Origin of the sequence: Tahibacter aquaticus (assembly GCF_004363655.1) — a bacterium.
GTDB classification, from domain to species: Bacteria; Pseudomonadota; Gammaproteobacteria; order Xanthomonadales; family Rhodanobacteraceae; genus Tahibacter; species Tahibacter aquaticus.
On sequence record NZ_SNZH01000003.1, the window covers coordinates 75361 to 88788 of the forward strand.

Annotated in this window: 10 protein-coding genes and 1 tRNA gene; 4 read left to right on the plus strand and 7 right to left on the minus strand. The window is 63.2% G+C overall.

Translation table 11 applies throughout. The annotated features are described in order from the left end of the window. Positions 1 to 2: 2 nt before the first annotated feature. The 4 genes from trmB to DFR29_RS05950 form a co-directional block, all read right to left on the minus strand. The gene (trmB, locus tag DFR29_RS05935) at positions 3 to 737 is read right to left on the minus strand and encodes a tRNA (guanosine(46)-N7)-methyltransferase TrmB (protein WP_133817670.1); all 735 of its coding nucleotides are present in this window, start codon (positions 735 to 737) and stop codon (positions 3 to 5) included. Next, the gene (locus tag DFR29_RS05940; protein ID WP_133817671.1) at positions 737 to 1528 is read right to left on the minus strand and encodes a thiazole synthase; all 792 of its coding nucleotides are present in this window, start codon (positions 1526 to 1528) and stop codon (positions 737 to 739) included. The genes trmB and DFR29_RS05940 overlap by 1 nt, the downstream gene beginning before the upstream one ends. A gap of 409 nt (positions 1529 to 1937) precedes the next feature. Beyond that, positions 1938 to 2138, minus strand: coding sequence for a sulfur carrier protein ThiS (gene thiS, locus DFR29_RS05945; RefSeq protein WP_133817672.1), 201 nt, complete (start codon positions 2136 to 2138; stop codon positions 1938 to 1940). Positions 2139 to 2272: 134 nt separating this feature from the next. Beyond that, positions 2273 to 4651: a DUF6600 domain-containing protein gene (locus tag DFR29_RS05950; protein ID WP_133817673.1), complete on the minus strand. Its 2379-nt coding sequence runs from the start codon at positions 4649 to 4651 to the stop codon at positions 2273 to 2275. 217 nt (positions 4652 to 4868) lie between these two features. On the opposite strand from DFR29_RS05950, the gene DFR29_RS05955 reads away from it, so the two are divergent. From DFR29_RS05955 to DFR29_RS05965, 3 genes are all read left to right on the plus strand, one after another. Beyond that, positions 4869 to 4942 (plus strand) — tRNA-Gly (locus DFR29_RS05955). Positions 4943 to 5045: 103 nt separating this feature from the next. Further along, the gene (locus DFR29_RS05960) at positions 5046 to 6620 is read left to right on the plus strand and encodes a site-specific integrase (protein WP_133817674.1); all 1575 of its coding nucleotides are present in this window, start codon (positions 5046 to 5048) and stop codon (positions 6618 to 6620) included. Between the two features lie 64 nt (positions 6621 to 6684). Then, complete coding sequence (locus DFR29_RS05965; RefSeq protein ID WP_133817675.1) at positions 6685 to 7932, plus strand: hypothetical protein; 1248 nt, start codon at positions 6685 to 6687, stop codon at positions 7930 to 7932. Positions 7933 to 8267: 335 nt separating this feature from the next. Here the strand turns inward: DFR29_RS05965 and DFR29_RS05975 are convergent, their stop codons facing one another. Next, complete coding sequence (locus DFR29_RS05975; protein ID WP_133817677.1) at positions 8268 to 8681, minus strand: hypothetical protein; 414 nt, start codon at positions 8679 to 8681, stop codon at positions 8268 to 8270. Positions 8682 to 8843: 162 nt separating this feature from the next. On the opposite strand from DFR29_RS05975, the gene DFR29_RS05980 reads away from it, so the two are divergent. After that, complete coding sequence (locus DFR29_RS05980) at positions 8844 to 9989, plus strand: hypothetical protein (RefSeq protein ID WP_133817678.1); 1146 nt, start codon at positions 8844 to 8846, stop codon at positions 9987 to 9989. Between the two features lie 880 nt (positions 9990 to 10869). On the opposite strand, the gene DFR29_RS05990 is transcribed toward DFR29_RS05980, so the two are convergent. Both DFR29_RS05990 and DFR29_RS05995 read right to left on the minus strand, forming a co-directional pair. Then, the gene (locus DFR29_RS05990; RefSeq protein WP_133817680.1) at positions 10870 to 11790 is read right to left on the minus strand and encodes a DNA adenine methylase; all 921 of its coding nucleotides are present in this window, start codon (positions 11788 to 11790) and stop codon (positions 10870 to 10872) included. 6 nt (positions 11791 to 11796) lie between these two features. Next, a complete protein-coding gene (locus tag DFR29_RS05995) occupies positions 11797 to 13263 on the minus strand; it encodes a hypothetical protein (protein ID WP_133817681.1) in 1467 nt (488 codons plus the stop codon). Positions 13264 to 13428 lie beyond the last annotated feature (165 nt).

The following is a 13428-nucleotide window of genomic DNA, read 5'->3' on the forward strand; positions in this document are numbered from 1 at the left end:
GCTCAGACGCGCCGGTAAACCAGATCCCAGACGCCGTGGCCCAGCTTCAGGCCGCGCTGTTCGAAATGCGTTTCTATGCGCCAATCGGGCCGCGGCGAGTAGTTTCCGCTGCCGGCCAGGTTGGACCAGGCGGCGTCCGCATCGGTCAAGGCCAGCATCTGCTCGGCATAGTCCGCCCAGTCGGTCGCCATATGCAAGATGCCACCGCCGCGCACGCGCGAGGCGAGCAGCGCCAGCAGCGGGGGCTGGATCAGGCGGCGCTTGTTGTGTTTCTTCTTGTGCCAGGGATCGGGGAAGTAGATGCGTACCTGGTCCAGGCTGGCCGGAGCCACTTCCTGCTGCAGCACCTCGACGGCATCGAAGTGATAGACGCGTACATTGGCGGCGTTCGCCGCAGCCAGCGCATTCAGCACGCGGCCGACGCCGGGCCGGTGCACTTCGATGCCGACGAAATTGCGCTGCGGCTCGGCCTGGGCGCCCCAGGCCAGCTGCTCGCCGTTGCCGAAGCCGATTTCCAGCGTAACGGGATGGTCGTTACCGAATACCGCAGGCCAGTCGCGTGGGCCGCCCTGGAAGTCCAGGCCGTAGCGCGACCAGTGCTCGGCAAACGCGCGCTGCTGCGCATCGGTGATGCGGCCCTGGCGCAGCACGAAGCTCTTGATCCGCCGCGGTGCGCGCGGCTCGGCGCTGGCCTGGTCTTGCGCCGGCTCGTTCGGCTCGCTGCTGCCGCTGCTCATCAGCCCAGGGTTCCGTCGATGGGACTGGAGGCCGAGGCGAAGCGCTTGCGCGGAATGCGTCCGGCCAGGAAGGCTTCGCGACCTGCTTCGATCGCCTTGCGCATGGCGCTGGCCATCAGCACGGGATTCTTCGCGCCGGCGATTGCCGTATTCATCAGTACGCCATCGCAGCCCAGTTCCATCGCCACGGCCGCATCGGACGCGGTGCCGACGCCGGCATCGACAAGAATGGGAACTTTGGCATTTTCTACAATTTCAAGAAGATTCCAGCGATTCTGTATGCCCAGGCCCGACCCGATCGGCGCGGCCAGCGGCATCACCGCGACACAGCCGATCTGTTCCAGGCGCTTGGCCAGGATAGGGTCGTCGGAGGTATAGACCATCACGTCGAAGCCTTCGCGCACGAGGGTTTCCGCAGCCTGCAGCGTCTGCACGACGTCGGGGAACAAGGTGCGCTGGTCGCCCAGCACTTCGAGCTTGACCAGCTTGTGCCCGTCGAGCAGCTCGCGTGCGAGCCGGCAGGTGCGCACGGCGTCTTCAGCGGTATAGCAGCCGGCGGTGTTGGGCAGGATGGTATAGCGCGCCGGGTCCAGTACATCGAGCAGGTTGGGCTGGCTCGGGTCCTGGCCGATATTGCTGCGGCGTATCGCCACCGTGACGATTTCCGCACCGGCGGCTTCGGTGGCGAGGCGGGTTTCTTCAAAGTCCTTGAACTTGCCGGTGCCGGTCAGCAGGCGCGAGCGGTAGGTCTTGCCGGCGATGACGAAGGCGTCGGAGGGCGATGCGGTCATGGAAGTACAACGAGGCGGGGAAAGGGGAATGGTAACAAGGGGGGCTTGGGGGATGGGAAATGATGGGTTGGTTTCTGCGGGTGCGCGTTGAGGCAGAGGGAGGCCGAAGCCGAAGCCAAGGCGCATCAAGGCAAGCAGCCCTCCCTGGAGCAGGGCGGCCAGCCCGGCCGGTTTTGGCCGGGCGTTCAAGACCGCAGGCACTGCACTTGAATGCATTGCCAAGGCGCGGTCTTTCTCCCCTGGCCGGGCGCTCGAGACCTCTGGCGATGCGCTTCAACGCATCGCCAAAGCGAGGTCTAGCGGTGAGGTGAGCAACCATCCTTGGTGCAGGGCGCCGGCCCGCACATCCCTGTGCGGGCGTGAAATTCCGCACCAGATGCCATTCATGGCACCTCGTAAGCGCGGAATTTCACCCACCTCCCATCGCGTGGACGATTTCTACCTGGTCGGCGGGCTGGAGTTCGGTGCTGGCGTGCTGCGAGCGCGGCACGATTTCGCGGTTGATTTCTACCGCTACGCGCCGGCCGGCGTAGCCGTGATCCTGCAGCAACTGCTGCAGAGTGGTGCGTTCGGGAAGGTCGTGGGCATTGCCGTTGAGGAGGATTTGCATGGTCGGATTGTCGCGTATCGGAAGCGGCGGTTGCAGGGCCATGGGCGAATGGATGGTGGCAGCGCGAGGAAATCAGCGCCGCAAAGAAAAAGGGCGGACCTGAGTCCGCCCCCTTCATTCAACGCAGCACGCGCTTACTCGTCGCGGCGGCGACGGCCGTTGTTGCCGCCGTCGTCGCTGCTGCGGCGTCCGCGGTCGTCGCTGTTGTCGTCGCCGCGCTTGTCCTGCGGTGGCGGCGCTTCACGGCGTTCTACCCGCGGCGCTTCCTGCTGGACCGGCGGCGGCGCCTCGCGACGCTCGACGCGCGGTGCTTCCTGGCGCTGTACCGGCTGCGGCGGAGCCTCACGGCGTTCGAAGCGTGGCGTTTCCTGGCGCTGTACTGGTTGCGGCGGTGCTTCGCGGCGTTCGAAACGTGGCGTTTCTTCGCGCTGTACCGGCTGCGGCGGCGCCTCGCGACGTTCGAAGCGCGGAGTTTCCTGGCGCTGTACCGGCTGCGGCGGGGCTTCACGGCGTTCGAAGCGTGGCGTTTCCTCGCGCTGTACCGGCTGCGTTGGGGCCTCGCGACGCTCGAAACGCTGTGCCGGCTGTTCCTGACGCTGTGGCATATCGCGGTTCGGCGCCGTTTCGGCCTCGCGTTCCACGCGGCCACGCGGGGTTTCCACGCGTTCCGGCGAGGTACGGCCGGTGGGACGCGTGAAATCGCGTTCCGGCGGAGTCAGGCTGCCGCCGCGACCCGCATCGGCGGGCGCCTGACGTACCGGCGCGCGCTCACTCGGCGATACACCGCCGCCTTCACGCAAGGGGTTGCCTTGGGCAGGCGTGGCGCCGCGCCCTTCGCGCAGGGCGCCGCCGCGATCCGGCGCAGTCTCGCCGCGCAGGCCCCCCTCAGGTCCAGCATTGCGGTCGGTGCCACGACGGCCCGGAGCACTATCGGCCGTGCGTACATTACCCGCATCGCCGGCACCGACCACGCGTACACGTTCCGGCGCTGCGGTCTGCGCGCCGGGGCGCGGCGTGCGTTGCACCGACTCCATGCCTTCCATGCCCATGCCGCGGCCCGGCGTACGCTGCAATACTGCTTCGCGCTGATTGAACGAGGCCACGGGCGCTGGCGGCGCCGTGCGGGCGACTACGGCACGGTCAAATATTTCCCGCTGTGGCGCCGACGTTGCCGCACGGCCCGAGCCAACCACGCTGCGCATGTTCGGTGCGAACGCGGCAACCTGGCTGACTTCGGCCCGCGCTGCCGCATCGCGGTTGACCGCCACCATCTGCTGGCGTACCGAGCGAGAGTTGACGAAGGTGTCGCTGGAAACGGCGGTGATCGCGCCGGCTACGGCGCGGTTGTGATAGTTCAGCGCGCGCATGTTGCGGTTGCTGGAGTAATCGTTGTAGACGTTGGTGATGTACGTGTTGTTGATCACCGTGTTGGACACGTTGATGCTGGTGAAGTAGTTGCGGCTGGTGCGGTAAGACGGCACGAAGACGTCACGCGGGCCCAGCGGGAACCAGCCGATCGGCCGGCCCGAGCTGATGCTGATGTTGAAACCGCTGCCGCCGACAAACGCGACCAGGGCCGGCGCATAGACCGAGCGTCCGCCGCGCGGGCCCGGAATCCAGCCCCACCGATTGCGCACGTTTACCCAGCGACCATAGTGGAAAGGTGCAAACCCCCAGTCGGCATCGTCGACCCAGGTCCAGCCCCACGGGTCCTGCCAGATCCAGTGACCATCGCGATACGGCGCCCAGCTGGAGGAAACCCGGCTGGGAAACCAGACATTGCCGTAGTCGCTGACGGCGGACCAGGAGCCGTATTCGTCCAGGTCGGAATAGCCGATCAGATCTTCCGATACGTACTGGCGCGAAACCGAGCGTTCGAAGCGATCCTCGCGTTCGGCGCAGAAACGATCGAAATCGTCAGGCCGGGGGATGTCGAATGTTTCGTAGTCCTGCAGGCGCGTGTCGTAGAAACGGATGGCCTCGCCTTCGCGGATGCGGAAATTGGCGCGTTCGCCATGCGCTTCGCCATCACCGTCCCATACAGCGACCGTGGTATGGCGGCCGCGGGAGTCGACATCGATGCGGTATTCGCCGGGACGCGAGACGACAAAGGCGAGGGTCGGTGTGTCGACCTCGAAGATCTGCCCTTCGTAAAGTCGACGCACGCGCAGATTCAAGGTGCCCTGGGTCACTTCCACCTGGGCGGTACGATCATCGAGATTGAGGATCTGGAAGCTGGTGCCTTCATCGATACGGAAGGTGGCATTGCCGGCCTGAAGTTCGGCGCGGGCGCCGCGGTCGGCCCAGAGGCGGTCACCGCGGATCAGCGGGCGATTGCGTGTGGCGTTGACCCAACTGTCTTCACCGGCCGGGGAAAAGCTCACTTCGCCACGGGTAAAGCTCAAGCGTGCGACCCGGCTGGGCGGGTCCACATACTCGGCGTGGGCGGAGGCCGCGACCACCGCAAGCAGCGCGCCGCCCAGAATCGCCGCGAACCGCATCAACATCGACATGAAAGTCTCCCTATAAGAGGCGCCGCATACGCACCCGGCGGGCGCGTTGCGGCAGCGGTATCTGAGCGTACAAACCCTGAACGCACCCCTGCCGCCAAGGCGAACAGCTTAGGCGAGCCCGCCCCGTTCAACGCGGCGTCAGCTGCTAAACGATTACACGCCGACGAACGGTAGCGCATTGCTGCGTCTGCTCGCTCTATGGCTAAATAGCCCGGCTGCGGGCGTAGCTCAATGGTAGAGCTGTAGCTTCCCAAGCTACTGACGTGGGTTCGATTCCCATCGCCCGCTCCATTTTCTTGCTTGCCGGCTGTAAGTGCCTGGTAATGCAAGCGATTCCGGCGAATCCGATATCGACAACCGATCCCTTCCGAGGTATCGAAATAGGTATCGATTCGTGCCGAAGGCCTTTTTGCTTCGCCGTCCCAGCGGGCTCTACGCCCGCTTCCTGCTGCCCGCCGACATCCAGGCCAAAACGGGCACCCGATTTCTGGTGCGCCCCCTGGGTAAGTCCTCGGGCGATGCCGCACGGCTCACCGCAGCCCGCATGGGCTATGCTGTGGCGCAGGCGATACAAAGTATCCGATGCGCCGGAGGGGACTTGGATACAAAAAAGCACCTCGATGCGGCGATTCGGTCGGCGGCTTCTCCGGACAGCCGCCACTACGAACTGAACGTCCCCGGCGTGCTGTCGCTCAAAGCCGATGGCCCCGACGACCACGCCCGGGCGATGGAGGCGCTGGCGGCCATGCGGGTGGTCATCCCTGGCCTGCCCGGCGTTGGCGGGCTGCAGGGGGCGGCCACTGCCCCGGCACCGCCGAAAGGCCCGTCCCTCCGCGAGTCGGCTAAGCGCTTTATCACCCACTACAAGTCCACCAGCCGGGCCGCGTCCACGCAGTTGGAGGCCGAACACAGCGTGGACCTGTTCTGCGACCTTCTCGACGACATCCCCATAGCGGACCTCGGGCCGACGCACATCGATGCGTTCCGGGAGGCGCTTGCCTCCTGGCCGGCCCGCGCCCGCGTGCTGCCCGCCTACAAGGGATTGAGTGCCAAGGCCATCGTGGCCAAGGCCAAGAAGCGGGGCGAGGGCGGTCTCAGCATCCGTACGATGGAAAAGCACCTGGATAGGCTGCGGACGTTCTTCAATTGGTCGGTCCAGCGCCGGGAGTTGCCGCACAACCCGTTGGCTGGCCTTCGCCTGCAGTCCAACGCCGACAAGTACACCAAGACCAAGCGGGGGTTCCGGCCCGACGAACTCAGCGCCCTGTTCGACCCGATGCGGCGGGCGGAGCAGTGCGACGACGACCCGATGTATTTCTGGATTCCCCTGTTTGGTCTGTTCACCGGGGCAAGGCTCAGCGAAGCCGCCCAACTGCTGGTGAGCGACCTGGCGGAAGTCGGCGGCGTGTGGGGTATCCACATCACGGGCGAAGGGGCCAAGTCGGTCAAGAACGCCCAGAGCAAGCGTTTTGTGCCCGTGCCGGAACGCTTGCTGGCGCTCGGCCTTCTGGACTACGCCGCCGACGTGAAGGCCTTGGGTTTCACCGCGTTGTTTCCGGGTGGCTCAGCGGGTTCGAAGAACGGCCCGGGTAATCGCGTCGGCAAATGGTTCAACAGAACATTGCTTCGCGGCGCATGCCGAATCAACGACAAAGCAGTTTCGTATCACTCGACGCGCCACAACTTCATCACGGCAGGCGACAGTTTGGGATTCACGGAAGCACAGGTGGGGGCACTGACCGGGCATGAGGCGCGCTCGGTCCAAGCACGGCATTACATCGATGCTTCGACCGTGTCCCAACGCAAAGAACGAATCGACCGGATTGCGGCCAGTTTGCCGGTGCCACCGCTGGCGGCTTATCGGGCGGGGCAGTTCGCGAAGTATTTCGAGGATGTTCGGAGGGAGGAGCGTCGGGCTCGGGCGGTGGCGGATAGGAAGAAGAGGGCGGCCAAGAACGGCGTGCAGTGAACAGGAACGGCTTGCCGTTGCATGCCGTGAGACGTAGCACTTCAGCAGCAACAAAGGAACGACCATGAGCGCAGGTCTTGTGAATGCGTTCCGACCGCACGCCGATGAACTTCATGCGGCGGACATCGCTCCCTCGGTCCGCCGCCTTCGCGCTTTTCTGGGCCAAGCCCGAATCGACGAAGCTCGCCAGGCCCGGGCAATCGTCGCCGCTCAGAACAACCCGTTTCGCCTTATGGTGCTCGACGAAAAGCAGCCTTGGTTGGACGCGTTCTCGGAGTTCGACCGATTGACGCGAAACGACACCCAGCCGCTTCCGCTGGAGGTGCCCCGCTCGGTTTTTCTGGCGGCCGAGGCGGGGTTTGTGTTGGGGCAATTGTTGCCGGGCCTGCCCGAGGCCTTGCAAGGCGACATGCGGAGCAAGCTGCTGGACATGCACGGGAAAGCCCACCCGGTTCTCATGGAGTGGGCCACGGCGCGGTTCTACCAGCAGCAAGGGTTCCGCATCGCATGGACCGACCGCAACGTTGCAGGCCCCGAGTTTCGTTGCGAACGCGCCGCCGTCGCGTTCCACGTCGAGTGCAAACGCATCACGCGGGCCGCCAAGGAACGGCTCAACGACCGCACCGCGTTGACGTTGGGCAACGCGGTCGTGCGCGCGATGGCGGAACGAGGCCTTGCGGGAGAAATTCGGCTGGACACGGCACTGACCGAAAACGCGCCTTCAGAAGCCGACGTGGCAGCGGCCGTCCGCGCGGTACTGCCGACGGGCGAGCATCCCCAACAGGTCAACGTGGACGTGCCCGGCATCGGTTGCCTGTGCGGGGTGGTGCGGGGCTTGCCGGCGGTCGCTCAAACGAATCTGCGTGCACGGACTGATGCGCAGTTGGCCCACCAGGAGCAAGGGTGTCGGTATTTTGTTGCCAGCCTGCCTCTGGGAGCTGCACCGCCGCGGGACGCAGTGGTGCTCGCGCTGTCTGGTCCACGCCTCACCCTGAAAGAACACCACGACCACATCGATGCGGTTTTGAACTCTGCAGCGGAGCAGCTAACCGCCGCCCTGCCCGGGGTGGTGATGATGGAAATCCAAGGCATCGTAGACGCCCGCATGTTCCACGAGGGGCCGGCGTTCGGGCAGATGGCCGAACGAGCCTTTGCCGCTTACCCCACCACGGCCGCGGTGGTGTGGCGGGGAGAGCGGTACGATGTGCCGCAGCCCGATGGCTTTGTCGTCAACCAAACTGCGTTTGCAGTTCGAAATGGGGCATGCACATTCGACGACGCGCGGGCGATTCCGCTGTTCGACCACGGCTGAGATTTAGCTGTTCCCTCACGCCCGCCGGCCCTTCCGAGCCATCGCCAGATGGTGCTCCCCGCGCTGGCCCATTCCCAACCTCATGGTGGGGGATGAGCCCACACGCTCAGCGCCATCGAGGAGCAGCCCAACGATTTCGGACACGTCCCAGTCCCCGCACCCAGCGACCATGACGGCACGCCCCAGTTCTTGCCTGCGCGTTCTCTCTTCCCTTCGAATTCTGACCTTCTGGCGCAACGCCTGCTGCATTTCTCCCAGTCGGCGGCGAGCCTCCAACTGAGAGACTTCCCGGGCCGCATTCACGACCCGTTCTTCAATGCTCAGCCGTTTTCTTTTCATTGCGGCTTACGGCCAAATCCGGGGACCGGGTCGGAGCCAAATTCGTCGTCCCCATCCTCGCGTGCTGCTTCGTCGGGCGTTGGCGGTTGGCGATGGTCGCCGCCGCGCACCGACCGCCTGGCTTTCAGCCAATCACCGAGCCGGGTTTCTCGGTGCGGACGGTTCCAGGGCCACGGCGGTTGTAAGTCGTAATCCCAGCCTTTGAGCTGAGGCGGAACCAGCAGACTCCGCTCGCCCTCCATCGCTGCTTCAACGACGGCGGCGTGGTCGCGGAACGGGCCGGATAGCTCCGGGATTGTCCGTAAAACCGATTGCCGCAGAAGTCGGTGCGACGCGGCGAGTTTGTCCAAGTGCTCGATGAGAGCGGGGAGAACGGCGGCAATACGAGGGTCGGAAGAATGGTGCGTCATGCGGTAAGGCTCCTGTGGGTTCGCTTACAGGAATAGCAGGCACCGAATCGCCCGCAAGCCCCGAACCGCATACGGGGAAATTCGAATTGCGCAGCCGTCTCACGGAACGAGACGTACGGGCTGCATGATGGCGCCGCAGCCCATGCCTTGCAGGAGACCCGCATGCTCACGGCACCAGGACCGTTTGTCGTGTGTCTGGATACGGCCCACTGGGTCGGGCTGATTGCCGCGCTGCGGTCGGCGAAGACCCGTGCGGGAACACAGGTCCGGCTCGCAGCGTTCGAGGCTGTCGGTGGGAGCTTGGCGCTGACGTTTCACCACATCGTCGAACTCGCCCAGCACGAAAACCGCGACGAGGTGGAAGCACGGTTTCGCGCCCTCGGCTACATTGCCCCGATGTGTGCCCTTTCCGGAATCACAAGCGACGGTCCGGGTTCGGTGCTTGACTTGATAGCGCAGGAGCTACTTGCCGCGTTGGAATCGCCCGACGCGGAGGCCGAGGCCATCGCCGCAGCGGTTTGGCCCGGTGCGGTCGAACCTGCATCCGGGGCCGATTTCAGCGATTGGCTCTTGCCGCAGCTGGACATTCTTCACTGGCATGCGGCGAAGGGGACCGCACGGAGTCGGAACGTTTCGTTGCTGTCCCAGGCGGCCGCACTCGACCGCTCGAAAGAAAAATTGATGCCAAACGCTCGGGCTCTTCCGACGGCGGAGGTGAAGGCCAATCTGTTCGCTCTGGGGAAACGCTTGGCTGCGGAAGTAGTGCAACGCCGCGACCCCCGCGCGTCCGAGTCCGAGGCCGTCGATGGTGCCGCCCAATTCATCCGGGAACTCATGGGCGATGTCGAAGGCATCGCCGACCACGGGAACGTCTGGGAGGCGTTGCTCGCGCGGGCCAACGTCAGCGCTCAAGAAGCCGCGGGGATGCGGTACATCAGTGAGGTAGCCGACCTCGGCCATTTTCGCAAGCAGCTGGAAATACCCGCCCGCCACCTGGGCCTTACCAACGACGAACTGCGCCGTGTTCGGCCCGAGCAATTCCCCACGTGGCTCATCCACTTGGCCTACACCAAGCACCGCCAGGTCGCGGCGCGCACTCAGGGCAGCGATTTGGGGGACATGCATCTGCTCTGCCATGCCCCCTACATGGATGCGCTGTTCGTGGACAAGCGCACCCACGAAAACGTGCGGCGCATCCGGCAAAAAGACCCCAGGACTGCCGTGTTTCTCCAGTCGGTGCAGCGTGCCGGCTCGTGGGACGCAGCGCTCGATTTGGCGCGCACGGCGGCCGCGTCGGTTTCAGGCTAAATCGGCGTGCGGGGCGAAGATGAAGGTGGAGCAAGAGCGCACTTACGCAAACCTGCGGTTTGCCCGGTACCCTTTGGGTCCCGGAGAGCGCCGGGGCTTTGCCCCAGACCCCGCCGCTGGCGCGGCGCTATTTGATGGACGAAAAGTGGTGCTGGCTAGCGGGAATCCATTGGAGTCGTGCTGCCGGATTCGGGCTTGCGCATCCACCAGAATCTGGTAACGGTGAATTCCTTTCCGATGCGAATACGCTGATGTCCTCCTCAATCTCGCCAGCGCCACAATCCGAGCGCCGCAGTTTTAGCGCAGAGCACCCAGTCATCTGGAGAATTTTCTGCACCATTTTCGGCGGATTTATTGGGTTCTGGTTGGGTATTGGTTTTTGCCGATTTGTTCTTCCGTAGCGTTGAGCTGCGCTCAGCAAAACCCCCAGCCACACTGAATTCGATTTTTGCACGACGCGAGCTCCTGCTCGGCGGCCAAAGCAAGTTCTCGGTCTCTTGGCGCGTTTCTCGATACAGAGATTCGGGCTTTTTCCTCTGCATATCGACCTTCGCATGCTCGATTCTCAGAATGCTTGCAGTAGGAACAGTAGAGGATCACCGAAATGAGGGTCACGAATGCTCCGCCGAGCACGAAAAGAAGCGCCGGCGGAAACCCACTTCCGTTCGAAGACATAGATTGCTCCTTAGTGCTGTAGACAGCATGACAATTGGTTCCACCTGAGGCTATGCGACTCTCACCGCGGCGGCTCGGGGAAAAATGGTGTCGGTGTGATTGGCTGATTGGTGGGGCTCAAAAAGAAAGTGAGGTTTGGTGGAAACGCTCTGCTGCGGCTGAAAAAACTCTTGCAACCGCGCTCGACTATCTGAGCGAAGGCGGCTCAGGCGACCATCAGTTGAGCCGCTTCCTGGCCGAGCATTAGGTGTCCGGGGCGGCTCAGCGCTTTGTCGATGGCCGGTACGGCCGAACGCTTCGAAACCTTAAGGCCGTCTGAAAAGAAAAAAGCCTCGGTGCCGACGTAGGCTTTGGCCGCGTTGTATTGAAGGCCGTAAACGAACGCTCTCCGCTGGCCGTAGCAATCGAGGATTTTCGGCGCGCAGTCGTATGAAACCATCCAGGGCAACTTCATCTTCTGGATGACCTTGGCAATGCGTTGGTGATCGCTGGGCTTGTAGTGATTCAAGTACAGCCGGTCTGCTTTCTCGAAATACGGTGGGTCGCAGTACACCAGAGACGTTCTTGGGAGCCGAGGAAGGTACTCCTTGATGAACCGTTCCGCGTCCCAGTTGCGCAGGCGGATGGCTCTCTTTTTTCGAGCAATGGCCTCCACGCGACGAATCAATTCATCGCGCGAAAACCGGGCGTCCATCTTCCATTCCCCGGTTTGGGCCAAGCCGCCGATGAGCCCCCCAGACACAATGCCGGAGCGGTTGACGCGGTTGAGGTAGAAAAGGCTGAAGCCCACATCCAATGCCGAATGTTCTTCCTGGCTGGCGATGATGGCCTGCTGCCGCCGCCACTCTCGAACAGTGAGCGAGGCTCGCGAAATTCGACGGCAAAACTCCTCGGTCTCGCCTAAGACGGACTTCCAAAAGGAGTAGACCGCGGAGCACGAATCGTTGAGATGGATTTGCGATGCTGTTCCGTTCAACAGCAGTTCGATGGCGACCCCTGCACCGCCTGCATAGGGTTCGACGTAGTGGCCGCCCTCCAGGTCGTTCTCGCGCATGATTTCGGCCACGAATGGGGCCAGTTTTTGCTTGCCGCCTGGGTACCGCAACGGCGTGTTGTATCGAGACATGGGCTTTCAACCGTTGGTCGCAGCGAGAAGCGGGAAGACGTTTTTGAACGTCAGGCAGACGTTGCTACCGGATACAACGTAGTGCGGGCTGTGGACCAATTGGTTCAGCGACGTGATGGACAAAATGCTGGTCGGATTGGCCAGTTCGGTGCTGGCCCCCTGCAGCAACTTCACCTTGGCCGTATCCTGATTGTTTGCAGTGAGGTGGTTAACGATTTCTTTCAGCAGTTTGGCCAGTTTCTTGTCGCCCCCGCTTGCTTCCGTAGCAATCAATCCCGCAGCAGCGTGGTCGTCGCAGTAGGCCTTTGCGGAAATCTCGAACATGCTGCGCAGCACGAAGCAGAAGGCGTGCGGCGTTGCTTCGATGTCCAAACTTTTCAGTTCTTTGAGAAGCGTCGCCACCTTCTCACGACCAGACCCCTTGGGCTTGAATTTTTTCAGGATTGCGGCAACGGCCTTGGGGTCGCCCGCCGGATGGGCCACCGGAGGCTTGGCAGTCGGTGGCGCTGCTCCTGTTCCGCCAGGAGCGTTGGGGTTGCCAGCTGGCCCCGTTGGCCCCGAGGTGCCGCCCCCACCTGAAGAAGGTGGCGCTCCGGTTGGGCCGCTGCTTCCGCCCGGCCCAGTTGAGCCAGCGGGAGGGCCGTTCGGTGCGCCGCCCGTAGCCCCCGGTGCCGGCTGTTGCGGCGTCGGAGGTGGCATGCCGTACTTGGTCCCGAAGCCTTCGGCCCGAACCTCCTTAAACCCCGTCTGCTCCAGGCCGATGTCCACAAGGAGTTCATCGAACGAGGCTTTGTTCTTGATTTTCGGGTAGGCCTTCGCCAACTCAGGAGCCGATTTATAACCCAACCGCACAGCCAGGCGTTTCAATGCTTCTTCAAGCACGGTTAGGTTGTATTTTCCGGCCCATCTCTCGGCTTGTTCCGGAGTGATTTTTTTGGCCGATTTGAGAAATGCTTCAAGCAAGTCCAGCGGCGGTTGCGGGATGCCGCCCTCATCCCTGCTGTGTCGAGCGCGGGCGACGGCGTTCCAAAGTCGCCTGCCGGCCTTCTCTCCCTTCCCGTGAGTCAGGGAGACAATCCGGTCGACGATCTCTTTATCTCCGGCGTCGTAGGTGTTGCAAGGGACAGAGGCGTTTGTCTTTTTCCAGGCCGACGACAACGCGGCTATCGACTCCGAAATTTCATCCGGTAGGTCAAAATCATCTGCAGAAACCAGGCCGTGGATGATTTTCAATGCGGCGATGCGCCGATTCCCCTCTTTGACGACCAACTGCTTGCCTTGCCGGAGAACGATAATGTTTTCCGTAGGAAGGTAGCCGTCGTCGATGAGGCTTTCCATCAAGCCCCAGAAGTATTCGGGGTCCAAGGCAATCAGCGCATGAATTGCGGCGTGTTCGCTTGGTTGCGCCACCGTTCGGTAGTTTCGAACGTCAAGGACGAGCTTCTTTACGGCGACCAGTCCCGTTTCCGGCATCGAATTTCCCCTGTAGTCCCCATTGCCGGGGGTGTTGGTCCGCGCGCTGCAGTTCGTGAAACGCAGCCCCAACGGCAGTGCCCTTGAGGGTACTACGGGCGTCCAAAAAAAGGCCATTGTTGAAAATGGCAAGCCTTGGGTCGCCCGTGTTCCTTCCGAACGCGC

What these genes read in the sequence shown, in the direction of transcription:
- trmB (WP_133817670.1), bottom strand. Translation starts at nt 737, where the DNA reads ATGAGCAGCGGCAGCAGCGAGCCGAACGAGCCGGCGCAAGACCAGGCC.
- DFR29_RS05940 (WP_133817671.1), bottom strand. Translation starts at nt 1,528, where the DNA reads ATGACCGCATCGCCCTCCGACGCCTTCGTCATCGCCGGCAAGACCTAC.
- thiS (WP_133817672.1), bottom strand. Translation starts at nt 2,138, where the DNA reads ATGCAAATCCTCCTCAACGGCAATGCCCACGACCTTCCCGAACGCACC.
- DFR29_RS05950 (WP_133817673.1), bottom strand. Translation starts at nt 4,651, where the DNA reads ATGTCGATGTTGATGCGGTTCGCGGCGATTCTGGGCGGCGCGCTGCTT.
- DFR29_RS05965 (WP_133817675.1), top strand. Translation starts at nt 6,685, where the DNA reads ATGAGCGCAGGTCTTGTGAATGCGTTCCGACCGCACGCCGATGAACTT.
- DFR29_RS05975 (WP_133817677.1), bottom strand. Translation starts at nt 8,681, where the DNA reads ATGACGCACCATTCTTCCGACCCTCGTATTGCCGCCGTTCTCCCCGCT.
- DFR29_RS05980 (WP_133817678.1), top strand. Translation starts at nt 8,844, where the DNA reads ATGCTCACGGCACCAGGACCGTTTGTCGTGTGTCTGGATACGGCCCAC.
- DFR29_RS05990 (WP_133817680.1), bottom strand. Translation starts at nt 11,790, where the DNA reads ATGTCTCGATACAACACGCCGTTGCGGTACCCAGGCGGCAAGCAAAAA.
- DFR29_RS05995 (WP_133817681.1), bottom strand. Translation starts at nt 13,263, where the DNA reads ATGCCGGAAACGGGACTGGTCGCCGTAAAGAAGCTCGTCCTTGACGTT.